Source organism: Tsukamurella paurometabola (genome assembly GCF_900631615.1).
Taxonomy (GTDB): domain Bacteria; phylum Actinomycetota; class Actinomycetes; order Mycobacteriales; family Mycobacteriaceae; genus Tsukamurella; species Tsukamurella paurometabola_A.
The window spans coordinates 1,128,127-1,151,564 of sequence record NZ_LR131273.1 but is presented as its reverse complement, the minus strand read 5'-3'; the positions used below and the strand labels follow the sequence as shown (position 1 = coordinate 1,151,564).

Sequence of the window (23,438 nt, the reverse complement as noted above, 5' to 3'; positions counted from 1 at the left end):
CTCAGACCGCGGCGCCGAGCACCCCGTCGAGGGCGCGCGCCATGTCGGCGGCCTCGATGCGCATGAGCACGGCCTCGTCGACCCCGGCCAGGTCCAGGCCCGAGTCCGCGAGCCGCAGCTCCCGCTCCTCCTCGGCCGCCTCGATCACGTTCCGCACGAAGCGGCCGTTGCCCAGGCGGTCCAGCCGGTCGGCGATGCCGGCACAACAGGTCTCGAGGACCTCCGCGGCCCCGCCGGTGAGCACCGCGTCGCGGCTGCGCGCCATGGCCGCGCCGATCTCGGCGAGCTCGCCCGGGCTGTAGCCGGGGAACCGGATGCGCCGCGCGAACCGCGACGCGAGGCCCTCGTTGGCGGCGAGGAACCGGTCGATCTCGGCGTCGTACCCGGCGATGATCACCACCAGCCGGTCGCGGTCGTTCTCCATCCGCGCGAGCAGCGTGTCGATCGCCTCCTGCCCGAACGCGTCACCGCCCGAGAGCCCCTCCTGCACGAGGGTGTAGGCCTCGTCGATGAACAGCACCCCGTCGAGCGCGGAGTCGATCACGGCGCTGGTCTTCTGCGCCGTGGCGCCGAGGTACTGGCCCACGAGGTCGCGCCGCGAGCACTCGACCACGGTGTCCGTGGCCAGCAGTCCGAGGCCGCGGTACATGCGCGCGACGATCCGCGCGACCGTCGTCTTGCCGGTGCCGGGCGGGCCGGTGAACGCGAGGTGCAGCGAGCGGCTCCCGCTCGACAGCCCGCGGTCGGCGCGCACCTTCGCCAGCTGCATCGTCGTGCGCAGGCGGGTGACCTGCTCCTTCACCTCGCGCAGCCCCACCTGGCGCTCCAGCTCGTCGGCGGCCGCCGCCAGCAGGTCGTCGCCGGCGTCGGCCGCCTCCTCCGGCGCGGGCCCGGGCGCGTCCGGGCCGTCGAGCACCAGGCGGTGGCTCGGGTCGCGCAGGGCGGCCTCCGCGGGCGGATACGACGGTGCCGCCCGCTCCAGCAGTTCGCGCGCGCGTTCCTCGTCGCCCTGCTCGCGCAGCACGAGGGCGTGGCAGTAGCGGGCCGCGGCGGCCGCACCCGGTACCGGCCCCTCGGCGGCGGCCGCGAGCAGCCGGGCGGCCTCGGTGAACCGTCCCAGCTGCGCCGCGGCGGAACCGGCCACGGTCGCCGCCGCGGCGACGAGCACCGCGTCCTCCCACCCGGCGTGGCCGTCGAGCGCCGTCAGGACGTCGGGCCACCGTCGGGTCCGGGCGGCGACGACGGCGCGCTGATAGTGCGCGATCGGGCACGGCGCGGCCGCGTCGAGAACGCGCTCGGCCTCCTCGGGCGCACCGTCGGACAGCAGGCGAGCGGCGTAGGCGACGTGCGCGGTGGCGGCGTCGCGCAGCGGGTAGTCGACGTACAGGCCGGTGGCGAAGGTACTGGTCAGCGCGCCCGGCGGCAGCCCGAGCCGGCGGGCCGCGGCGCCGATCGCACCGGCGTGCCGGTGCAGCGCGGCGAGCACCTCGGCGGTGTTCTCGCCGGCGGCGGCGCGGCCCAGCCACGCATCGGCCATGCCCGGATCGGCGCCCGTCGCGGCCTCGAAGGCGCGGCGCGCGAGGGCCGCGTCCGGTGCCGCCGCCTCGAATTCGCCGAACCCGATCCCCAGTGCCGCGACGCCCGCCTGGAACGCGCGAAGCGCAGATGTCCCCATGTGGTCCCCCCAGACCCCGGTGTTGCGATCACAGTAGCGGGGTCGACGGTGCCGCGGGGCGGGTTCGGCGAAGGCGGCGGCCGCCGGTCAGCGGGCCAGTCGCGCGATCTCGCGGATCTCGGCGAGGTCGGGACCGTACTCCGGCGACGACCAGAACCGCAGCCGCCAGTGGTCGTCGCCCTCGCCGGCGTGCCGCGCCGCGGCCTCGACCTCGTAGTAGCCGCGGGCCATCGGGAACTCCAGGACCTCCCCGGGGCCGTCGTCACCCGGGGAGAACCACTCGACCGAGCCGGAGGTGTCCACGCAGAGCTGCGTGTGCAGCACGGTGTCCCACTCGCCCTCCGCCGGCGGCACGGCGTCCCAGTGCTCGAGCTCGATCGGCATCGCCGCCTGCGCGCGCGACGGCGATGCGAATCCCGCGGTGGCGCGGTTCGTCGCGGCGCCGTGCACGGTGACGGCGGCCAGCAGATCGTCGGGAACGCGGTGCCCGAAGCAGCTGCCGAAGAACTTGCCGCCGCGCAGGTCGAGCACGCCCGACAGCTGGGTGAGGATCCGAGGTTCGAGGCGCATCGGTCCATCATGACGGATGCCCGCGGGCCGCACCCGCCGCCCGGGCGCGGCGTGGGGGATCACCCTGATGCCGCAGGTGACGAGATTCTGGCATTCTCGGTGACATGTCACAGACTCCGTTCGCACCGGCGACGCTGCCCACGCCCGAGACGGTGGCCGCGCGGGCCGTCGGCGTCACCAAGGTCTACGGCGAGGGCGACAACGTCGTGCACGCCCTCGCCGGGGTCACCGTCGACTTCCGGGCGGGGGAGTTCACCGCCATCATGGGACCGTCGGGCTCGGGCAAGTCCACGCTCATGCACTGTCTCGCCGGTCTCGACTCCGCCTCGGGCGGCTCGGTGCAGGTGGGCGGCACGGAGCTGACCTCGCTGAACGACAAGCAGATCACCCAGTTGCGCCGCGACCGGATCGGGTTCGTCTTCCAGAGCTTCAACCTGGTGCCCACGCTGACGGCGATCGAGAACATCACGCTGCCGCTGGACATCGCGGGCCGCAAGCCCGACCAGCAGTGGCTCGACACCGTGATCGACCGGCTCGGGCTGCGCCCGCGCCTCGGCCACCGGCCGACGGAGCTGTCCGGCGGCCAGCAGCAGCGCGTCGCCTGCGCCCGCGCCCTGGTCGGGCGGCCGGAGATCATCTTCGGCGACGAGCCCACGGGCAACCTGGATTCGCGGTCCGGCGCGGAGGTGCTGTCGATCCTGCGCGCCGCGGTCGACGACCTCCGGCAGACGGTCGTGATCGTGACCCACGATCCGCGCGCGGCCTCCTACGCCGACCGCGTCGTCTTCCTCGCCGACGGCCGCATCGTCGACGAGATGCGCAGCCCCACCGCGGAACGGGTGCTGGAGAAGATGATCCACCTCGACGAGCTCGTCGCCCGCTGATGGCGAACCCGATGCGCCGGGTGGCGCTGCGGAATCTCCTGGCGCACAAGGGGCGCCTCGTCCTGACGGTGCTCTCCGTGCTGCTCGGCACGTCCTTCATCGCGGGCTCGATGGTGTTCACCGGCACGCTGTCGAAGGCCTTCGACGGGATCTCCGACGAGATCGCGGTCGGCGTCGACGCGCGGATCTCCCCCGAGAACGCCCAGGGACAGGGCGGATTCGGGCCCTCGGGGCCGGGTGTGCCGCTGTCCGTGGTGGACCAGGTGAAGGCGGTGCCGGGCGTGCGCGTCGTGGTCCCCGCGATCACCGGCACCATCGCGCTGCGCGACGGGAACGGCGACGTGGTCTCGCCGACGGGCGCCCCGCAGGTGGGCGGCGCCTATCTGCCGCCCGGTGAGAACCTCGATCCCGACGGACTGAAGATCACCTCCGGCCGGGCACCGTCCGCCCCGAACGAGATGGTGCTCAACGAATCCGCCTCCGAGCGACTGAAGCTGCCCGTGGGCGCGAAGACCACCATCGTCGCGCCGCATTCCCCGGGGCCGATCGACGTGACGATCGTCGGGCTGTACACGATCTCCACCGACTCCGGCGGCTACCTGGGCGCGCTGTTCGCGAAGGACGAGGCGCGCAAGCTCTTCGGCGACGGCGCCACCGCCCCCTACATCGAGGTCGGCGCCGCGGAGGGCACGTCGCCCGAGCAGCTGCGCGACGCCCTCGCCGAGCGCCTGCCCGACCTGAACGTGCAGACGGGCGCGGAGGTGCGGCAGGAGTTCGAGGACACGATCAACCAGGGCCTGAGCTTCCTCAACTACTTCCTCGTCGCGTTCGGGCTCATCGGCCTGCTCGTCGGCGTGTTCATCATCTACAACACCTTCTCGATGCTCGTGGCGCAGCGCCTGTCCGAGCTCGCGCTGCTCCGCGCGATCGGCGCGGGCCGCGAGCAGGTGCGCAACTCGGTCGTGCTGGAGGCGCTCGTCGTGGGCGTGGTCGGCAGCGCGCTGGGCCTCGCCGTGGGCATCGGGCTCGCGGTGCTGCTGCGCGCCGGCGTCACCGCCGCGGGCGCGGGCTTCCCCGACGGCGGACTCGCCGTGAGCCCGGCCGTGGTGATCACCGTCATGGTGGTCGGCACCGTCGTCACCGTGATCTCCGCGCTGGTCCCCGCGGTGCGTGCGTCGCGGGTGCCGCCCGTCGCCGCGATGCGCGCGCAGGACGGCGGCTCACCGCAGTCGCTGCTGGTGCGCGGCGCGGTGGGCGCCGGCCTGCTCCTGTGCTCGCTGGCGCTGCTCTTCGTCGCGACCACCGAGGTCGGTTCCACCGCCGCGATCGAGGTCGGCATCGCCGGCTTCGGCCTGATCCTCGCCATCGTGATCGGCGGCCCCGCGCTCGTCGCCCCGCTGCTCGGCGGGGTCGGGAAGATCATCGCGGCTCCGTTCGGGCCAGCGGGACGGCTCGGGCGGACCAACGTGATGCGCAACCCGCAGCGCACCACCGCCACCGCCTTCGCACTGGTGATCGGGGTCGCGCTGGTCGGCGTCATCGGGACGCTCGGCGCGTCCATGCAGAAGTCGGTGGACGCGCAGGTGGACAAGGGCATCCGCTCCGACCTCATGCTGCAGGCGCCGTCGCTCGGCATGCCGCCCGCCGCCCTCACGGCCATCCAGGACGTCCCCGGTATCGGCGCCAAGACCATCCTCTACTCCGTCCCGCTGCGGATCGGGGACGACCGGCGCAGCGCCCTCGGCATCGACGGCGACATCACGACCGCCTTCAACCTCACCCGCACGGCCGGTGAACTGACGCTGAAGCAGGGCGGGCTGCTCGTGGACGACCGCACGGCGCGCCGACGCGGCTGGGACGTGGGTACCGAGGTGGAGCCGATGTCCGCCGTCGGCGCCGCGAAGACGAAGCTCACCGTGACCGGGATCTACTCCGCCACCGGCGGTTCCCTGTCCGGCATCGTCATCACCGCCGCCGACATGAACACCCTCTACCCGCCGGCGAGCGGCGCCACCGCCCCGCTCGTCTCCCCGCAATCGGTGTTCGTCAACGCCGCTGACGGCACGTCGGTCGGCGACCTCAAGGAGCGCCTGCGGGAGGCGGTGAAGCCGCTACTCGTGGTGAACGTCGACGATCAGGACGACCTCAAGGACCAGGCGGGACAGGCGATCACGGCGCTCATGGGCGTGCTCTACGGGCTGCTCGGCCTCGCCGTGGTGATCGCGATCCTCGGCATCGTCAACACGCTCGCCCTGTCCGTGGTCGAGCGGCGCCGCGAGATCGGCATGCTCCGCGCGATCGGCCTCATCCGGTCGCAGGTGCGTCGCTCGATCTACCTCGAGTCGATGCTCATCGCGGTCTTCGGTGCCGCGCTCGGTCTTGTGCTGGGCGTGCTGCTCGGCGTCTCGCTCGTGCACGCGCTGCGCGATGAGGGGCTCGGCTCCGTCGTGGTGCCGTGGTCCACGGTGGTCGTGATGCTGGTGGCGTCCGCGTTCGTCGGCGTCGGCGCGGCGATCCTGCCCGCCATCCGCGCGGCCCGCACGCCCCCGCTCGCCGCGATCGCGGAGGGCTGAGTCCTCGAACGTTCCGAAAGTCGAATTCTCCGGGGCAGCGCGCCGGATGCTGTCGTCGTGCGCCGGAGAACTCGACTTTCGGACGGCGTGTCACAGATCGCGCGCGGCCGGTGTCCCATGTGCGGAAGACTCTTTCTTCGCATGAGGAGGCAATCATGAAGGTCGTCGTGATCGGCGCGGGCTACGCGGGCACCATCGCCGCGAACCGGCTGGTGAAGAAGGCGGACGCGGAGGTGACCGTCGTGAACCCGCGCCCCGGCTTCGTCGAACGGGTGCGGCTGCACGAGCACATCGCCGGCAGCGGCTCGGCCGTCACCCCGCTCACCGAGATGCTGGACCCGCGGATCCGCCTGGTCGTGGGCGCCGTCGACAAGATCGGCGACGGCACGGTGCTGCTCGCCGACGGCACCTCCCTCTCCTTCGACCGCGCGATCTACGCCGCGGGCGGCGCGCCGACCGGACCGTCGGGCACGCTCGCGGTGGGCGCGCTCGAGACCGCGGAGGAGGCGCAGCGCGCGCTCGCCGCGCTGCCCGACGGGGCCGCCGTCACCGTGGTGGGCGGGGGCCTGACCGGGATCGAGACCGCCGCGGAGGTCGCTGAGGCGCGCCCCGGCCTGCGGGTGCGGCTGCTCAGCGAGGGCGCGGTCGGGGCGTCGCTCGGGCCCGGCGCGCGGGCGCGTGTGCGGCGCGAGCTCGACCGCCTCGGCGTGACCGTGGAGCGCGGCAGGTTCGACGGTGCCGACGGCGCCGACCTCGTGCTGTGGGCCGTCGCGACGCAGGTCAGTGACCTGGCCGCGCGCAGCGGCCTCGCCGTCGACGACGCCGGGCGGGTGGTGGTCGACGAGTTCCTGCGCAGCGTGTCGGACCCGCGGATCGTCGCGGTGGGCGACGGTGCCGCCGTCCCCGGCGCGCGGCTGAGCTGCCAGACCGCGCTGCCGCAGGGCGCGCACGGCGCGGACAACCTCGCGCGGGAGCTGGCGGGGAGGCCGGTGAAGGCGTACTCGATGGGCTACACCGGGCAGAACGTCTCGATCGGCCGCAAGCGCGCGGTGATCCAGGCGGCCCGGCGCGATGACACCCCCACCCGGATCCAGTTCGGTGGACGCACTGCCGCGGTGATCAAGGAGGCGGTCTGCCGCGGCGCCAAGGGTGCCGCACGGACCGCGCGCTACGCCTGGTTGCCCGCGCCGCGATGAGCGCCGAGGAGCCCTTCGCCGAGCACCGCCCGCTGCTGTTCTCCGTGGCCTACGAGATCCTCGGCAGCGTCGCTGACGCGGAGGACGTGCTGCAGGAGAGCTACCTCCGGTGGCGCGACGTGGACCTCGGCACCGTCGGGAATCCGCGGGCGTATCTGGCGCGCATCGTCACCCGGCAGGCGCTCAACGCGCTGCGGGCGGCATCGCGGCGGCGCGAGGAGTACGTCGGGCCCTGGCTGCCGGAGCCGCTGGAGGCACCGTCGGGCGACGGGCCCGCCGAGCACGTGCTCACCGGCGAGGCCGTGACCACCGCGATGCTGTTGGTGCTCGAATCGCTGACCCCGACCGAGCGTGCGGTCTTCGTGCTGCGGGAGGTCTTCGACTTCGGCTACCCCGAGATCGCGGAGGCCGTGGGCAAGAGCGAGGTGACGGTGCGCCAGACCGCGCACCGGGCCCGCGGGCACGTCCGGGCGCGCCGGCCGCACGCCGTCGCCGATCCCGCGCAGGCGCAGGGCGTCGCCGAGCGGTTCGTCCTGGCGGCGGCGACCGGGGACGTGCAAGCCCTCATGGACGTGCTCGCGCCGGACGTGGTGTACCTCGGCGACGGCGGCGGGGTGGTCTCCGCGGCGCGGCGGCCGGTGCAGGGCGCGGACCGCGTGGCGCGGTTCGTCGCGGGGCTGTTCCGCAAGGGCGCAACGTTGGGCGAGCTCGGGATGCGGTTCGCGGTCTACAACGGCATGCCGGCGATGGTCGTGACCTTCGACGGGGTGGTCGACCAGGTCACCTGCATCGAGGTCGGCGGTTCCGCGGTGACCGGGGTGTACACCGTGCGCAATCCGGACAAGTTGCATCGAGTCATCGGATGACTGCCCCAGAATGGAACGAGTTGCCCTTCGTCGTCGTGCGGCGTGGAAAGGCTCGTTAACTTCGTGCTGTCGGTGAGGGTCTATGCGGTTCCGCTACTCGAATGCACCCCTAAGTAATATGCAAACGCAAATCCAACGACGATGCTCGGGTCGACCATTAGCTTGTGACCTGCCTATTTGTGCAGCGCTGTGAGCGGCATCACGAAATGGTCACGGTTGCATTTCGAAAAGGCTTTGCTACTGCCAGGTAGTGAACCCTGTGATTAACCTTCGCGGTGATTGAGTGCAGCCGCATGTTCGGCTGTGTCTGCATACACCCTCAGTCATCCGATCGCCGCTCTCGTTCCCGGGAGGTCGATCGTCACGTGAAGACCCAGGAGAAGCCCATGCGTGAAGCAGCCCTGCGCGACATCGCCACCGCGCGCCCCACAGCCACCGCCCCGTTCACCTGGAGCCGGGCGGGGGTGGTCACGCAGGCGATGGCGGCCACGATCCTCGCGGGTTCCCTCGCCGTGACGGCGATGCCCGCGGGCAGCCTGTCGACGCCCAAGCCGGCGCAGGTGCTCGCCGTCCCGGCGGCGGCGCCGCCGTTGCGCGCCGACGTTCAACTGGTGTGGGACCTGATCCTCTCGCCGGTCATCAGCGCGCTATCACCGCAGGCTCTCGCGAAGGCCCTCGACGGGATCGACCAGCAGAAGCTGGCCGACACGATCACGCTGCTCAACGACACCCAGGTCGCCAACATCATCAGCCGGATGCCCGCCGACAAGGTGGGACGGGTCCTCGGGGTGATGGACCCGGCCAAGGTCGTGAACATCATGAACGCGATCGACAAGACCAAGCTGCAGGCGATCGTCAACGGCCTGCCACAGGGCACACTCAACTCGATCGTCGCCGGGCTGTCGCAGGACAAGCTCAACGCGGTGGTCAAGAGCATCCCCCAGGCCAAGCTGATCGAGGTCGTCAAGAGCCTCGACAGCGCGAGCCTGAAGGCGATCGTCGGTGGTTTGGAGACCAACCGTCTCATCGAGATCGTCTCGGGTCTCGACCCCGTCAAGCTCAAGGAGCTCGTCGGCGGCATCCCCAGCAGCGTGCTGGGTCCGGTGGTCGCGGGCCTGCCTCCGGAGAAGCTCGCCGCGCTCGTGGGGCAGATCCCGCCGGACAAGCTCGGCGCCGTGGTGAGCACCCTGCCGGTCGCCACCATCGCCGGTCTGGTCGAGAACCTGTCGCCGGCCGTCCTCACCGAGGTGATCGGCACCGCCGACCCCACCAAGATCGGCCCCGCCGTCGCCGGGCTGCCCACTGACAAGCTCACGCAGCTCGTCAGTTTCATCCCGACGGACAAGCTGGCCGCGGTGGTCGGCGGCTTCGACGACACGAAGCTGGCCGAGCTCGTCAACCTGATCCCGATGGAGCGCCTCGGCGCGGTCGTGGCGGACCTGCCGCAGGACAAGCTGACGACGCTCGTGCAGAGCATCCCGCAGGACAAGCTCATCAAGGTCGTCAACGCGCTGGACGATGCCACGCTGGGCAAGCTGGTCGAGGGAATCCCCGCGGAGCGGCTCGGCCCCATCGTCTCCAACCTGCCCTCCGACAAGCTGGCGCAGTTGGTCAACTCCATCCCCGTCGAGAAGCTCCGCGATGTGGTGGCGACCCTGCCCAACGACAAGCTCTCGACCATCGTGTCGGGCCTGTCGCAGGACCAGCTCAACGCCGTGGTCAAGAGCCTCCCGGAAGCGCAGCTCATCGAGGTCGTGAAGGGACTCGACGATGCCAAGCTCAAGGCCGTCGTCGGTGCGCTCCCCACCGACCGCCTGGTCACCCTCGTCTCCGGTCTCGATTCCGCGAAGCTGAAGGACCTCGTCGGCGGAATCCCCAGCAGCGTCCTCGGACCGGTCGTCGCGAGCCTGCCGGACGACAAGCTCACCGACCTGGTCAAGCAGATCCCCGTCGCCAAGCTCGGCACCGTCGTGGCGGGCCTGCCTCCCGCGACCATCGCCAAGCTCGTCGAGGGGCTCGACAGCACGGTCCTCACCGAGGTGATCGGCACCGTCGACCCCGCGAAGATCGGTCCCGCGGTCGCCGGCCTCCCCAGCGACAAGCTCAATGCGCTCGTCGGGTACATCCCCACGGACAAGCTGGCCGGTGTGGTCGGCAGCTTCGATCAGGCCAAGCTGACCGAACTGGTCAAATCCATCCCGGCCGAGAAGCTCGCGGGCGTCGTGGGCGAGCTGCCACAGGACACGTTGACCACCCTCGTCAAGGGCATCCCGGTCGAGAAACTGATCGGCGTGGTCTCGGGCCTCGACGACAAGACCCTCGGCCAGCTCGTCAACGGCATCCCGGTGGACAAGCTCGGGCCCATCGTCGCGAGCCTGCCCACGAACAAGCTCGCGCAGCTCGTGGGTTCGATCCCGGCGGACAAGCTCAAGGACGTGGTCGGGACCCTGCCCGACGCGACGCTGAACACCATCGTCTCGGGACTCTCGCAGGACAAGCTCAACGCCGTCGTCAAGGCCCTTCCGCAGGACAGACTGCTCGCCGTCGTCAAGGGCCTCGACGACAAGACGCTCCAGGCGGTCGTCGGATCGCTCGAGACCGAGCGCCTGGTCACGCTCGTGTCCAGCCTGGATCCGGCGAAGCTGAAGGAACTCGTCGGCGGCCTGCCGACCGACGTGCTCGGTCCCGTGGTCGCGAGCCTGCCGAACGACAAGTTGACCGAACTCGTCAAGGCGATCCCGGTCGACAAGCTCGGCGCCGTCGTCGGAGGCCTGCCCACCGAGACGATCGCCAAGCTGGTCGAGGGGCTCGACAGCACGGTCCTCACCGAGGTGATCGGCACCGTCGACCCCACGAAGATCGGCCCGGCGGTCGCCGGCCTGCCGAGTGACAAGCTCACCACGCTCGTCAGCTACATCCCGACGGAGAAGCTCGCCGAGGTGGTCGGCGGCTTCGACCAGAAGAAGCTGGGCGACCTCGTCGGCCTGATCCCGGTGGATCGCCTCGCGCCCGTCGTCGGCGGGCTGCCGACCGACAAGCTCACGCAGCTGGTCAAGGGCATCCCCACCGACAAGCTGGCCGCCGTGGTCTCGGGCCTCGACGACAAGACGCTCGGCGACCTCGTCAACGGGATCCCCGTGACCAAGCTCGGCCCCATCGTGGCGGGTCTGCCCACCGAGAAGCTGATCCAGCTCGTCGGCTCGATCGACTCCGACAAGCTCCGGGCGATCGTCGGCGGGCTTCCCGACGACAAGCTGCTCGGCCTCATGGACGGCCAGCTCATCGGTCGCGTCGTGTCCCTGGTGGTCTCCAGCCTCGGCACCCCGGGCGGTGCGGCTCGACTCCCCGAGTTGGTCACCGGCGTCGTCGGCGGTGCCATCACGGGCGGGGCGCAGCTCGTCCCGAACCTGGTCGCGTCCATCCCGTTCGTCGGACCTGTCGCGGCCGGGCCCGTGAAGCTCGTCGTCGACACCGTGGTGACGCCCGTGCTGAACTTCGGCCTCGGCATCATCGAGCCGGTGATCAAGCTCGTCACGACCATCGTCACGATGCCGATTCAGCTCGCCACGTCGGTGATCAAGGGCGGCGGTCTGGATGATCTCTTCGGCCAGGTGCAGAAGGCTCTCACCGGCGGGTCCGCGACCGCGTCCGGTGTGCAGCAGGGCGCGACGGCGCTCGCCGCCGCGGACGCCGCGGGCACGCCGACGACGTCGGCGCTGTCCATGCTGCCGGTCGCGGGGACCACCGCGCCCTCGGCCGACGCACCGTACGTCGGCAAGCACCGCTCGCCGGACGCCGACCCGACCGCCGACGCGCCGAGCCCGACCGTCGCGCCGAGCCCGACCGTCGCGCCGAGCCCGACGGCCGGCCCCACGAAGACCGCAGAGCCCACGAAGACGGAGCCGACCACCACGGCCGACCCGGCGAAGACCGCCGAGCCGACTACCGCGTCCGAGCCGACGAGCCCGGCCACGCCGGAGGCCGGTACGCAGCAGCCCACCGGCGGGGCCACGGGTGAGCAGCAGCCGGCCCAGCCGGAGGCCGGCAGCCAGGCCGACGTCGCGGGCGAGCTGGTCGACGACGCCCTCGCCGGGATCGGCGCGGACAAGACCACGGACACGGGCACGGGCGCCACGTCCGACGACGCCCCGACGGTCGCCGACTCGGCGGCCTGATCCCTTCCCCTCCGGCCCCCGGCCGCGGCGATCCCGCGGCCGGGGGCCGGACCCGTGTCCGGGCATGCCCGCCGCGGCGTCGCGGCCGCGTCAGCGCTTCCGGAAGACCAGGACGAGGTTCGACACGAGCAGCTCCCGCACGCCGGGGACGCGCACCAGCCACCACGCCCACGACGGGTGGTACCGCGGGAACGCGGCCAGGAGATCGGCGTTCCCGACGGTGGCCGCCCAGTCCAGCCCGTCCGCGGCGCCGACCTTGAACAGGGACGTCCCGTAGAGGTTCTTCGGCGGGTGCCCGTGCCTGCGGGTGTACATCCGGGCGGCGCGCTCGCCGCCGAGGTAGTGCGTCAGCCCCATCTCGTGGCCGCCGAACGGGCCGTACCAGAGCGTGTAGCTGAGGATCACCATGCCGCCGGGCCGGGTGACGCGCAGCATCTCCTCGCCCATCGTGCGCCAGTCCCGGACGTGCTCGGCGACGTTGGAGGAGAGGCAGACGTCGACGGCACCGTCGGCGACGGGGAGCGCGAGGCCGGAGCCCCGCAGGCCCCGCGAGGACGTGATCCCGGCGGCGTGCGCCTCCGACGGGTCGGGTTCGACGGGCACGTACACGGCGCCGTGCTCGGCGAACGCGTCCTCGAAGTAGCCGGGCCCGCCGCCCACGTCGAGGACGAGGGCGCCGTCGAGATCCCCGTAGAGGTCGCCGGTCAGGTCGACGGTGTCGCGCGCGAGCGAGCCGTAGAACCGGGCCGGCTCCGACTGCTCGAACCGGAAGTCGGACAGCAGCCCCACCGAGCGCCGGAGCGTGGCGCGGCGCCGGAGCTGTTTCGTCGCGTTCTTCCAGGTGGCGGGGTACACGCCACCGGACGGTACCCTAGAAGCCGTGCGTGAAGTCCTCCTGCTGTGTTGGCGTGACACCCGCCACCCGCAGGGCGGCGGCAGCGAGCTGTACCTCGAGCGCGTCGGGCAGGAGCTGGCCGCCCGCGGCGTGCGGGTCACGCTGCGCACCGCGATGTACCCGGGCGCGGCCCCGTCCGAGACCGTGGGCGGCGTCCGGATCTCCCGCGGCGGCGGCCGGTTCACCGTGTATCCGATGGCGCTGCTCGCGATCGTGCTCGCCCGGTTCGGGCGCGGCCCACTGCGCGGCATCCGCCCCGACGCGGTGATCGACACGCAGAACGGCATCCCCTTCTTCGCGCGGCTCGTCGCGGGCGTGCCGGTCACGGTGCTCGTGCACCACTGCCACCGCGAGCAGTGGCCCGTCGCGGGCCGGCTCGTGGCGCGGGTCGGCTGGTTCATCGAGTCGCGGCTCTCGCCGTGGCTGCACCGTCGATCGCAGTACCTCACCGTCTCGTTGCCCTCGGCGGAGGAACTGGCGCTGCTCGGCGTCGGCCCCGAGCGGGTGGCCGTGGTGCGCAACGGGATCGATGAGGTCGCGCCCGGCGTCGCCGACGTCCGCTCGGCGACGCCCCGGATCGTCGTGCTCTCGCGGCTCGTGCCGCACAAGCAGATCGAGGACGCCCTCGACGTGCTGGCCCGCCTCGTCCGCCGCGTCCCCGACCTGCACCTCGACGTGATCGGCAGCGGCTGGTGGGACGAGGAGCTCTACGCCCACGCCGCGAAGCTCGGCGTGCTCGACCGGGTGACCTTCCACGGCCACGTCAGCGAACAGCGCAAGCACCGGCTGCTCTCGCGCGCCTGGGTGCACGTCATGCCGTCGCGCAAGGAGGGCTGGGGGATCACGGTGATCGAGGCGGCCCAGCACGCGGTGCCGACCGTCGGGTACGTCTCGTCGCGGGGCCTCACCGACTCCGTGGTCGACGGTGCCACCGGGCTCCTGGTCCGTGATCTCGCCGGGCTCACCGAATCGGTGTACGCGCTGCTCAGCGACGCCGACCTGCGGGAGGAGCTCGGTGCCAAGGCGCGGGAGCGGGCGGGGGAGTTCTCCTGGCCCGCCACCGCCGACGGCGTCTCCCGTGTCCTGTCCGCGTCGGTGGCGGGGGAGCGCGTCGGCGGGCTGGTCTGAGTCCTGCGCCGACGCCGGCCCGGCGCGGCGTGTGCGGGCCTGACGGGCTGCTGAGGCTCGATGCGGGGTTGGGTTGTCGTTCCGACCGCCATGCGCGCGACGCATGGCGGCATCATTGCCGGTCAGAAGCGAGTTTCTCGGTGCAGGCATGCGTGGCGCGCATGGCCGTCGGAGCCAGACCGGCCGCTTCACCCCCCCATCCGACCATCGGTGCGGGTCGGCGGTCTGCCCTCGGCGTGTCGTCGCCGACACGCACTGAGGCTCCGGTGGTGTGGGAGCCGCGAGTCGCGGAGTTCGAGGCGATGCCGTGGGGGCCCTGCACGTGTGTGAGATTCTGTCCGCTGAGCGGGCACAATCCACCGCAGGGCGGAGCGTGAGCGGAGCCGGGCGGGAAGCCACCTGCGCGACGGTGCGGAGAGCACCGACGATTCGGGCGCAATCCGTTAGTCTGAATTCGTGATGAGGCAACGCGAGGTGACGCCGCGGATGGCGTGGTACTTCATCGGCCTCGGCGCGTTCCTGCTGGTGGTGGTGCTGATCCGCGATTGGTCGACCTGGCCGGACTTCCGCACCGTCCTCGCCGCGGCGATGGCGGTCCTCGCCGTTGCCGAGATCGGCGTCGGCGTCTACGCGCTGATCCGGGCGCGGAGGAGCCGTGATGCCCCGACTCGGTGATAGCGAAACGCGGACGGTCCCGGTCGCCGTGCTCAAGGCGTTCGCCGGGCTACTGCTGCTGCTCTGGCTGACGCTCGGTGCGGCGTTCGTGCTGGTCGACTGGCCTGTCGACGGCCCGCGAGGCCAGGGCGTCGCCCACGGCCTGATGTTCGCGGTGAGCCTCGTCGTCGCGATCACCGCGGCCCAGCTGTGGCGGATCGCGGTCGGGTCGGATCCGGCGATGAGCGCGCGGGACGCTCGGGGCCTCGTCGGCGGCTTCGTCCTCATCATCCCGGCGATGACACTGATGTGGATGGACTTCGATGACTGGGCGGCGTGGCGCATCACTGCGGTGGCGGTGCTCTTCGCGACGCTTCTCGTACTCAGTGTTGTGGACATTCTCGGTCGGCGCAGGCACAAGGGCGAGATCGTGGCACCGATCACGGCGATGACGGTCCGCACCGCCCGCGGCGACCGGGAGGTCCGCATCGCGCAGCCGGAGGGCCTGCACGACCGGTGGATGACGCGCTGGTCGATCGGGACGCCGCAGGGCACCGTCCAGCGCGTCTCCTACGGTCCCGACCCGATGCGTTCGCTCACAGCTGCACTCGCCGACGCGGAGGCCACCGTCGCCGTAATCTGAAACGGTGGCTGAAACTTCGGGGCGGCGCCCCGCGATCCTGACCGTCGACGACGATCCGAGCGTGTCCCGGGCCGTGGCCCGCGACCTGCGACGCAAGTACGGGGACGAGTACCGGATCGTGCGTGCGGAGAGCGGCGAACAGGCCCTGGAGGCGCTCAAGGAGCTCAAGCTGCGCGGCGACCTGGTGGCCGCGATCCTCGCCGACTACCGCATGCCGCAGATGACGGGACTGGAGTTCCTGGAAGCGGCGATGGACGTGTACCCGGGCGCCCGCCGGCTGCTGCTCACCGCGTACGCGGACACGGGCGCCGCGATCGAGGCGATCAACGTGGTCGACCTCGACCACTACCTCCTCAAGCCCTGGGACCCGCCGGAGGAGAAGCTCTACCCCGTCATCGACGCGCAGCTGGAGGCCTGGCTGTGCAGCGACCACCGGCCCGTCCCGGAGACGAAGGTCGTCGGCCACCGCTGGTCGGCCCGTTCGTCCGAGGTGCGGGAGTTCCTGGCCCGCAACCAGATCCCGTACCGCTGGTACACCGCCGAGTCGCCCGAGGGGCAGCGCCTCCTCGCCGCCGCGGGCAGCGACGGGCAGCAGCTCCCGCTCGTCGCCGCCGCCGACGGGACCGCGCTGTGCGCACCGTCGGACAGCGAACTCGCGGCGCACGTGGGCCTGAACACCACCCCGTCGGAGGAGTTCTACGACCTGGTCGTCGTCGGCGCGGGCCCGGCCGGCCTCGGCGCCGCCGTCTACGGCGCCTCAGAGGGGCTGCGGACGGTGCTCGTCGAGCGGTCCGCGACCGGCGGGCAGGCGGGACAGAGCTCGCGCATCGAGAACTACCTCGGCTTCCCCGACGGGGTCTCGGGCACCCAGCTCACCGACCGGGCGCGGCGGCAGGCCACCAAGTTCGGCGCCGAGATGATCACGGCGGCCGATGTCGTCGAGCTCGAGGTGACGGGCTCCGGGCGGCGCGTGCGGTTCTCCGACGGCACCGTCGTGGGGGCGCACACCGTCATCCTCGCCACCGGCGTCGCGTACCGGCAGCTGGACGCGCCCGGCATGGAGCGGCTCACGGGTGCCGGCATCTTCTACGGCTCGGCGATGACCGAGGCGCCAGCCTGCGCGGGCCAGGACGTCTACATCGTGGGCGGCGCGAACTCGGCGGGCCAGGCGGCGGCGTACCTGTCGAAGGGCGCCCGCTCGGTGACGCTGCTGGTCCGCGGACCGTCGCTCGAGGCGTCGATGTCGTACTACCTCATCCAGCAGCTGAACGCGATCGACAACGTGCACGTGCGGCCGCACACCCAGGTGATCGAGGCGCACGGCGACGACCACCTCACACAGCTCACCCTGCGCGACACCCGGTCCGGCGAGACCGAGCAGGTCCCGGCCGACTTCCTGTTCGTCTTCATCGGTGCCGAGCCGCGCACGGACTGGCTCGACGGCGTCGTCGCGAGGGACGGGCGGGGCTTCCTGCTGACCGGCCCGGACCTCACGGTCGACGGTGCCGCCCCGCGGGGATGGGAACTGGACCGGCCACCGTTCCACCTGGAGTCGAGCGTCCCCGGCATCTTCGTCGCCGGCGACGTGCGGTCCGAATCGGCGAAGCGCGTCGCCTCCGCGGTGGGCGAGGGCGCGATGGCCGTCATGTTCGTCCACCGCTATCTGGAAGGAGTCGACTCGTGAGCACTCATGACCCGTGCTTCGTCGACGAACTGCGCACCCTGTTCCTGTTCGAGAAGCTCAGCGACGAACAGTTGGAGTGGCTGTGCCGGCGCGGCCACGTGGAGACCTTCCCGGCCGGCCCCGTCTACTCCACCGGTGACCCGGCGCAGTGGCTGTACGTCCTGCTCCAGGGGACGATCGCGCTCTCGCAGAAGGTGGGCGACGCCGAGGTCGAGACGACCCGCTCCGACCAGCGCGGCGCGTACGCCGGCGCGTGGTCGGCGTTCCTCGGCAAGGGCGGCCCCGCGCAGAAGCAGTACAACTCGTCGATGCGGGCGGTCACCGAGGCGCAGTTCTTCATGCTGCCCGCCGAGGATTTCAACGAGGCGATGCACGAGTGGTTCCCCATGGCCGTGCACCTGCTCGAGGGCGTCTTCTACGGCGGGCAGCGCACCCGGCAGATCGTCGAGCAGCGCGAGCGGCTGCTGGCGCTGGGCTCGCTCTCCGCCGGGCTCACGCACGAGCTGAACAACCCCGCCGGCGCGGCCACCCGCGCGGCGGCGGAACTGCGCACGCGCGTCGGCGGGATGCGGCACAAGCTGGCCGGCATCGCCAGCGGCAAGCTCGACCGCACCCGGCTCGTGGACCTCGTGAAGTTCCAGGAGGAGGCGGTCGAGGCGGTCGCGGAGGCCCCGGACCTCGGCCCGCTCGAGGCCTCGGACCGCGAGGACGAGATCATGGACTGGCTCGACGATCACGACATCGGCGACGGGCACGTGCTGGCGCCGGTCTTCGTGGCCGCGGGCCTGCAGACCGACTTCCTCGACCGCGTCGCGGGCTCGCTCGACGACGGGCCGGTGCTCTCCGGCGCGCTCCGGTGGCTGTACTACACCGTCGAGACCGAGCTGCTCATGAACGAGATCACCGACTCCACGGGCCGGATCTCCACGCTGGTGCAGGCGGCCAAACAGTACTCGCAGATGGACCGCGCGCCGTTCCAGGTGCTCGACGTGCGCGAGCTGCTCGACAGCACCGTCGTCATGCTCAGCCGCAAGCTGGGAGAGGTCACCGTCGTTCGCGACTACGACCCCGACCTGCCCGACATCCAGGGCTACGGCGCCGAGCTGAACCAGGTGTGGACCAACCTCATCGACAACGCCGTGCAGGCCATGGACGGCCGCGGCACGCTGACGCTGCGCGCCCACCGCAAGGAGGACTCGGTCGTCGTCGAGGTCGCCGACACGGGCACCGGCATCCCCGCCGACGTGCTGCCCCGCATCTTCGAGCCCTTCTTCACCACCAAGGGCGTGGGCGAGGGAACCGGTCTGGGGCTGGACATCTCGTGGCGCATCGTCGTCAACAAGCACCAGGGCGACCTGGCGGTGCGGTCCGAGCCGGGAACACCGTGTTCACCGTGGAACTGCCCATCGCCGGGCCGCAGCGCGAGCCCGCGATCGACGATCCCGCCGAGGTGGGAGAAGGACTGGAACCATGAGCGAACCGACCGACCCGATCGACCCGACGGTGCCGCCCAGCGGCACCGGGTGCGTGGAGTGCGACGCCGCCGGTGGCTGGTGGGTGCACCTGCGCCGCTGCGCGACGTGCGGCCACATCGGCTGCTGCGACTCCTCGCCGTCGCAGCACGCGAGCGGCCACGCCCGCGAGAGCGGGCACCCGATCGTGCAGAGCTACGAGCCCGGCGAGTCCTGGTTCTGGGACTACGTCTCCGAGGACTACTACGACGGTCCGCGGCTCGCCGACCCGCAGCACCGCCCCGTCGACCAGGCCGTGCCCGGCCCCGCCGGCCGCGTGCCCGCCGACTGGCGCAACCACGTGCACTGAGCCCGAGTCCTCGCCGGCCCGATCAATGCGAGGATGGCAATAGCCGTATCCGGACCAGGAGGACAACCCGTGCCGCAGACCGTCAGAGGAATCGTCGCCCGCGCGAAGGGCGAGCCCGTCGAAGTCGTCCCGATCGTGATCCCCGATCCCGGTCCCGGCGAGGTGGTCGTCGCGGTGCAGGCGTGCGGCGTCTGCCACACCGACCTGCACTACCGGGAGGGCGGCATCAACGACGAGTTCCCCTTCCTGCTCGGCCACGAGGCCGCCGGCATTGTCGAAACCGTCGGCGAGGGAGTCGATCACGTCGCGCCCGGCGACTTCGTCGTGCTCAACTGGCGCGCCGTGTGCGGGCAGTGCCGCGCCTGCAAGCGCGGCAAACCGCAGTACTGCTTCGACACCTTCAACGCCACACAGAAGATGACGCTCGAGGACGGCACCGAACTCTCGCCCGCCCTCGGCATCGGCGCCTTCGCGGAGAAGACCCTGGTGCACCAGGGGCAGTGCACGAAGGTGGACGCCGACGCCGATCCGTCGGTGGTGGGGCTGCTGGGCTGCGGCGTGATGGCCGGCCTCGGCGCCGCGGTGAACACCGGCGGCGTCTCGCGCGGCGACACCGTGGCCGTGATCGGTTGCGGCGGTGTGGGAGACGCGGCCATCGCGGGATCGCGACTGGTCGGCGCGCGGACCATCATCGCCGTGGACCGGGACCCGAAGAAGCTGGAGTGGGCTCGCGAGCTGGGTGCCACGCACACCGTCAACGCCGCGGAAACCGATGCCGTGGAGGCGATCCAGGAGCTCACCGACGGCTTCGGCGCCGATGTGGTGATCGACGCGGTCGGCCGACCCGAGACGTGGAAGCAGGCCTTCTACGCCCGCGACCTGGCCGGCACTGTCGTGCTCGTGGGCGTGCCCACCCCGGACATGACGCTGGACATGCCGCTCATCGACTTCTTCTCGCGCGGTGGGGCTCTCAAGTCGTCCTGGTACGGCGACTGCCTGCCCGAGCGGGACTTCCCGCAGCTCGTCGACCTGTACCGCCAGGGCCGCCTGCCGTTGGAGAAGTTCGTCACCGAGCGGATCGGCCTCGACGAGGTGGAGCAGGCCTTCGAGACGATGCACCGCGGCGAGGTGCTGCGCTCGGTGGTGGTCCTGTGACGCTGCGCGTGGAACGCGTTGTCACGTCGGGCACGTTCAGCCTCGACGGCGGCACCTGGGAGGTCGACAACAACGTCTGGCTGGTCGGCGACGACAGCGAGGTCGTGGTGATCGACGCCGCCCACGCGGCCGCCCCGATCATCGACGCCGTCGGCGGCCGGACGGTGCGCGGAATCGTCTGCACCCATGGGCACAACGACCACGTGACCGTCGCGCCCGAGCTGTCCGAGCGCCTCGACGCGCCGATCCTGCTGCACCCCGGCGACGACGTGCTGTGGGACATGACGCACCCCGGCGTCGCGCACGAGGACCTGGCGGACGATAGCCGGGTCGCGGTGGGCGGCACAGAGATCCGCGTGATCCACGCTCCCGGCCACTCGCCGGGGTCGGTGTGCCTGTACCTGCCGGAGGCGGGGCAGCTGTTCAGCGGCGACACCCTGTTCGCGGGTGGGCCCGGCGCCACCGGCCGCTCCTACAGCGACTTCTCGGTGATCATCGAATCGATCCGCGACCGGCTGTTCGCGCTGCCGCCGGAGACGGTCGTGCACACCGGCCACGGGGACGGCACCACCCTGGGCGCGGAGTCCCCTCACCTGGAGGAATGGATCCGCCGGGGTCACTGATCGCCCGCCCCGGCCCGAACCCGGGTTGTATCTTCTTTGCATGACCAGAGTGCAGATGGGGCCGCAGGCGAGCAGGTGGTGGATCGCCTACCTGCTCGTCTTCGGCGCCGCACTCCTCGCCGCGGTGCACGATCGCCACTGGGCGGTGGTGCCGCTGGTCGCCGCGATCCTGCTGGTCGGGCTGGTCGCCACCACGGGCTCGCTCCGCGCCCAGCTGGCCGTGCACCTGGCCGCCTGCGCGTTCGCCGCGGCGTCCACGATCATCGCGCTGGTCGGGCACGACCTCTTCTGGGCGGCCTTCGGCGTGTTCGCCATGCTGGTCCTCGCCGGTCTCGTCCCGCCCGCGCTCCGCGAGGGATCCGGTGGCCGGATCCGCACCGAGGAACTGGTGGGCCGGTCCGTGCAGCAGGCGGAGCGGCTCCTCGGGTACCCGCGGAACCTGCAGCCCGGCGGCCTCGGCACGCCGGTCCTCGTGCGCGTCCCCTTCGGCCCGGGGCCCGACGGTGCCGACCGTCGCGCCGGGCTCGTCGTGACGTCCGTGGCCGTCGACCCCGCAGGGCCGTGGATCGCCTTCGGCGTCGCGCCCGCCGCGTTCGCGCCGGCGCTCGGCCGCCGCACGCGGGACGCCCTGCAGGCGGAGTTGCACACTCGCGTCGGCGGCTTCCCCGCCGACCTCCGTCCGGCCCGCGCCGGCGCGCGGCTCTCGACCGATGATTCGAGATGTAAAATCTCGACATGATCAGAGTGTCGATCGGGCCGCGGGCGAACACGGCCATGGTCCTCGTGTCCGGTCTGTTCCTGGTCAACGCCTGGTTCGCGGCGGCGACGGGCGACAAGACTGTGGCCACGATATGGGTCGCAGCGGCGGTGTTCGTGCTCGTGGACATCACGTCGTCCCTGAAGCAGCGGGCCTGCGCCCTCGCCTGCGCGAGCGGACTGGTCGTACTCTCGCTGGCCTTCGCCCTCGGCTCCGGCGACCGACTGCGGATCATCGGCGCCGCCCTCATGGTCGCGTTCACCGCGGCGCTGATTCCATGGCGCCGCAAGCGATCCGGCGGAGGCGCCGTTCGCACCGAGGAACTCGTCGGCTGGACCGTCGCCGACGCCGAGCGCGTCCTCGGCTACCCGAAGGGGCTCCAGCCGGCGGGCATGGACGCGCCGACGCTCGTGCCCATCCCCGCGGGGGCGGCACCGCCGGACCTCGACGACCCGGCCGTGCGTGCCGAACTCGTCGTCACGGCCGTGGCCCTCGACCCGGCGGTCCCGTCGATCACGTTCGGGGTCGCGCCGCCGCACTCGGTGCGGCGGCGCGATGTCACGCGGGAGGAGATGCAGGCCGAACTCGTCGCCCGGGCGGGCGGCTTCCCCGGCGACCTGCGCCCCGAGACGCGGGTGCTGGGAGCGCCTAGACCGAGATGAGGGCGGGCGTACGGTCGGCGACCTCCATGATGCGGTCCCGGAGGAGGCGGAAGACGGTGTCCACCGAGCGGGTGGCCTGCGTGGTGTCCGGGTGCATGGCGTTGAAGTCCAGGCCGGACTCGTCGCGGTTGATCCAGGTGAACACTTCGCGCGAGGGCGTGGCATTCGCGAACACCGAGAAGTCGTGCTGCCGAGCGAGTTCCGCGCCCGGCACCCGCGTGACGTCGATGTAGGAGAGCATCGGCGCGGCGAAGCCGTGCTGCACCGGGAACTCCGGATCGTCGGCGAGCAGGTCGATGATCGGGAAGACCGGCGTGCGGTCCAGCTGCTTCGCCACCGAGACCGCCTCGTGGGCGTTGCGCGCGACCTCGTCGAACTCCCCGGCCGCCGAGAACTGCACGGGCACCAGCGTCACGTACCAGCCGACCGCCATCGCGTCGCCGGTGGCGGACCGGTCGGCGCGGGGGATGAGCATGGTGAACAGCTCCTCGCCCGTGAGGTTGTGGTGGACCTGTCCCAGGACGGCGAGCAGTGCGCTGCTCATGTTCGCGCCGGCGCGCTTGGCCGCGGTGCCGAACCGGGCGGTGCGCTCGGCGTCGATGAACGAGGCGTGCACGGCGATCCGGCCCGGCGCCGCCTCGCCCTCGGCGAGGCCCAGCGGCAGCGGGAAGCGGGGCATGCCGCCCGCGCGGCGGAGCGTCTCGCGCCACTGCACCACGTCGGGATGCGTGCGCGTGAGGGTGTCCGCCAGGGTGCGCTGCTCCCGGGTGAACTCGCGGTGCGGGCGGACCGGCACCGGCGTGTACGCGGAGCCGCTGCGGGCCGCCGTGTACCGGGAGAGGATCTCGAAGAAGCTCACGGCCTGGGAGACGCCGTCCGTGTACAGGTGATCCGAGCAGACCACCACCTGGAAATGCGGATCCACGGCGCCGGGGCGCGCGTTCTCGATGCCGGTCACCGCGAAGGCGAAGGCCGCCCACTCGTGCAGCTCGGGCACGTTCGTCATGAGGTAGTCCTTCACGGTGGCGCCGGGATGCGCCGCCGAGGTGGCCTCGACCGCCAAGTCGATCTGCTCCGGAGAAAGCGTGCGACCGCGCGGATTCGGATCCGTCGATACGGGAAAAGCGGTGTGGAAGACGCCGTGCGCGCGCACGAATTCGGTGAAGACCGATTCGACGGTTCTTTCGTCGAAAACATCGTGGATCGTGAATGTGGTGAACACCAGCCGGCGCGTGCAGGCCTCGCCGTCGATGCCGCTGCGCAAGTGGTCGGCCTGCACGAAGGACGTGCAGACATCCAGGTCAGGGGCGGTGCGCATCGCCTCCTTGGTGGCCGCGTCCGGAGCCCAGACGGCCCACTCTCCCGCCGGGCACTGCCACTGCTCTGAGAAACCCGAGATCATGAAGACCATGATGACGAAGTAGATAGCGCGGCAAAAGACGCGCGAACAGTGAGAAACCCGACAATTGTGAGGGGT

18 protein-coding genes and 1 pseudogene are annotated in these 23,438 nt (G+C 71.7%); 15 read left to right on the top strand and 4 right to left on the bottom strand.

Going from position 1 to position 23,438, the window contains the following annotated elements:
* Nucleotide 1 precedes the first annotated feature (1 nt).
* Both eccA and ELY19_RS05935 read right to left on the bottom strand, forming a co-directional pair.
* Nucleotides 2-1,675: a type VII secretion AAA-ATPase EccA gene (eccA, locus tag ELY19_RS05940; protein WP_126195389.1), complete on the bottom strand. Its 1,674-nt coding sequence runs from the start codon at nt 1,673-1,675 to the stop codon at nt 2-4.
* A gap of 87 nt (nt 1,676-1,762) precedes the next feature.
* Nucleotides 1,763-2,245 (bottom strand): hypothetical protein, encoded by a 483-nt coding sequence (locus ELY19_RS05935; RefSeq protein WP_126195388.1) that lies wholly within the window; start codon nt 2,243-2,245, stop codon nt 1,763-1,765.
* 104 nt (nt 2,246-2,349) lie between these two features.
* On the opposite strand from ELY19_RS05935, the gene ELY19_RS05930 reads away from it, so the two are divergent.
* From ELY19_RS05930 to ELY19_RS05910, 5 genes are all read left to right on the top strand, one after another.
* The gene (locus ELY19_RS05930) at nt 2,350-3,129 is read left to right on the top strand and encodes an ABC transporter ATP-binding protein (RefSeq protein WP_126195387.1); all 780 of its coding nucleotides are present in this window, start codon (nt 2,350-2,352) and stop codon (nt 3,127-3,129) included.
* Nucleotides 3,129-5,702, top strand: coding sequence for an ABC transporter permease (locus ELY19_RS05925; protein ID WP_227967220.1), 2,574 nt, complete (start codon nt 3,129-3,131; stop codon nt 5,700-5,702). Before ELY19_RS05930 ends, ELY19_RS05925 begins: the two co-directional genes overlap by 1 nt.
* Before the next feature lie 155 nt (nt 5,703-5,857).
* Complete coding sequence (locus tag ELY19_RS05920) at nt 5,858-6,898, top strand: NAD(P)/FAD-dependent oxidoreductase (RefSeq protein ID WP_126195386.1); 1,041 nt, start codon at nt 5,858-5,860, stop codon at nt 6,896-6,898.
* Nucleotides 6,895-7,764 (top strand): RNA polymerase sigma-70 factor, encoded by an 870-nt coding sequence (locus ELY19_RS05915; protein ID WP_126195385.1) that lies wholly within the window; start codon nt 6,895-6,897, stop codon nt 7,762-7,764. Before ELY19_RS05920 ends, ELY19_RS05915 begins: the two co-directional genes overlap by 4 nt.
* 386 nt (nt 7,765-8,150) lie before the next feature.
* Complete coding sequence (locus tag ELY19_RS05910) at nt 8,151-11,939, top strand: magnesium transporter MgtE N-terminal domain-containing protein (RefSeq protein WP_164711528.1); 3,789 nt, start codon at nt 8,151-8,153, stop codon at nt 11,937-11,939.
* A 90-nt stretch (nt 11,940-12,029) separates the two neighbouring features.
* Here the strand turns inward: ELY19_RS05910 and ELY19_RS05905 are convergent, their stop codons facing one another.
* Nucleotides 12,030-12,794 carry a class I SAM-dependent methyltransferase gene (locus ELY19_RS05905; RefSeq protein ID WP_126195383.1) on the bottom strand — a complete coding sequence of 255 codons (765 nt, stop codon included), beginning with the start codon at nt 12,792-12,794 and terminating at the stop codon, nt 12,030-12,032.
* 25 nt (nt 12,795-12,819) lie between these two features.
* On the opposite strand from ELY19_RS05905, the gene ELY19_RS05900 reads away from it, so the two are divergent.
* From ELY19_RS05900 to ELY19_RS05855, 10 genes and pseudogenes are all read left to right on the top strand, one after another.
* A complete protein-coding gene (locus ELY19_RS05900) occupies nt 12,820-13,962 on the top strand; it encodes a glycosyltransferase family 4 protein (protein ID WP_126195382.1) in 1,143 nt (380 codons plus the stop codon).
* A gap of 456 nt (nt 13,963-14,418) precedes the next feature.
* Nucleotides 14,419-14,637 carry a hypothetical protein gene (locus ELY19_RS05895; protein ID WP_126195381.1) on the top strand — a complete coding sequence of 73 codons (219 nt, stop codon included), beginning with the start codon at nt 14,419-14,421 and terminating at the stop codon, nt 14,635-14,637.
* The gene (locus ELY19_RS05890; protein WP_126195380.1) at nt 14,621-15,259 is read left to right on the top strand and encodes a DUF6968 family protein; all 639 of its coding nucleotides are present in this window, start codon (nt 14,621-14,623) and stop codon (nt 15,257-15,259) included. The genes ELY19_RS05895 and ELY19_RS05890 overlap by 17 nt, the downstream gene beginning before the upstream one ends.
* A gap of 4 nt (nt 15,260-15,263) precedes the next feature.
* A complete protein-coding gene (locus tag ELY19_RS05885; RefSeq protein WP_126195379.1) occupies nt 15,264-16,943 on the top strand; it encodes an NAD(P)/FAD-dependent oxidoreductase in 1,680 nt (559 codons plus the stop codon).
* Nucleotides 16,940-18,417, top strand: a pseudogene (locus ELY19_RS05880) (ATP-binding protein). Before ELY19_RS05885 ends, ELY19_RS05880 begins: the two are co-directional and overlap by 4 nt.
* On the top strand, nt 18,414-18,764 hold the full coding sequence (locus tag ELY19_RS05875; RefSeq protein ID WP_126195378.1) for a UBP-type zinc finger domain-containing protein: 351 nt from the start codon (nt 18,414-18,416) through the stop codon (nt 18,762-18,764). Before ELY19_RS05880 ends, ELY19_RS05875 begins: the two are co-directional and overlap by 4 nt.
* Before the next feature lie 69 nt (nt 18,765-18,833).
* Nucleotides 18,834-19,919, top strand: a complete 1,086-nt coding sequence (locus ELY19_RS05870) for an S-(hydroxymethyl)mycothiol dehydrogenase (RefSeq protein WP_126195377.1) — start codon at nt 18,834-18,836, stop codon at nt 19,917-19,919.
* Nucleotides 19,916-20,542: an MBL fold metallo-hydrolase gene (locus ELY19_RS05865; protein WP_126198715.1), complete on the top strand. Its 627-nt coding sequence runs from the start codon at nt 19,916-19,918 to the stop codon at nt 20,540-20,542. The genes ELY19_RS05870 and ELY19_RS05865 overlap by 4 nt, the downstream gene beginning before the upstream one ends.
* A gap of 40 nt (nt 20,543-20,582) precedes the next feature.
* Nucleotides 20,583-21,281 (top strand): hypothetical protein, encoded by a 699-nt coding sequence (locus ELY19_RS05860; RefSeq protein ID WP_126195376.1) that lies wholly within the window; start codon nt 20,583-20,585, stop codon nt 21,279-21,281.
* Complete coding sequence (locus ELY19_RS05855) at nt 21,278-21,961, top strand: hypothetical protein (protein ID WP_126195375.1); 684 nt, start codon at nt 21,278-21,280, stop codon at nt 21,959-21,961. The genes ELY19_RS05860 and ELY19_RS05855 overlap by 4 nt, the downstream gene beginning before the upstream one ends.
* Here the strand turns inward: ELY19_RS05855 and ELY19_RS05850 are convergent.
* Nucleotides 21,948-23,363, bottom strand: coding sequence for a condensation domain-containing protein (locus ELY19_RS05850; protein ID WP_126195374.1), 1,416 nt, complete (start codon nt 23,361-23,363; stop codon nt 21,948-21,950). The two genes, ELY19_RS05855 and ELY19_RS05850, sit on opposite strands and share 14 nt — an antisense overlap.
* Nucleotides 23,364-23,438: the final 75 nt, after the last annotated feature.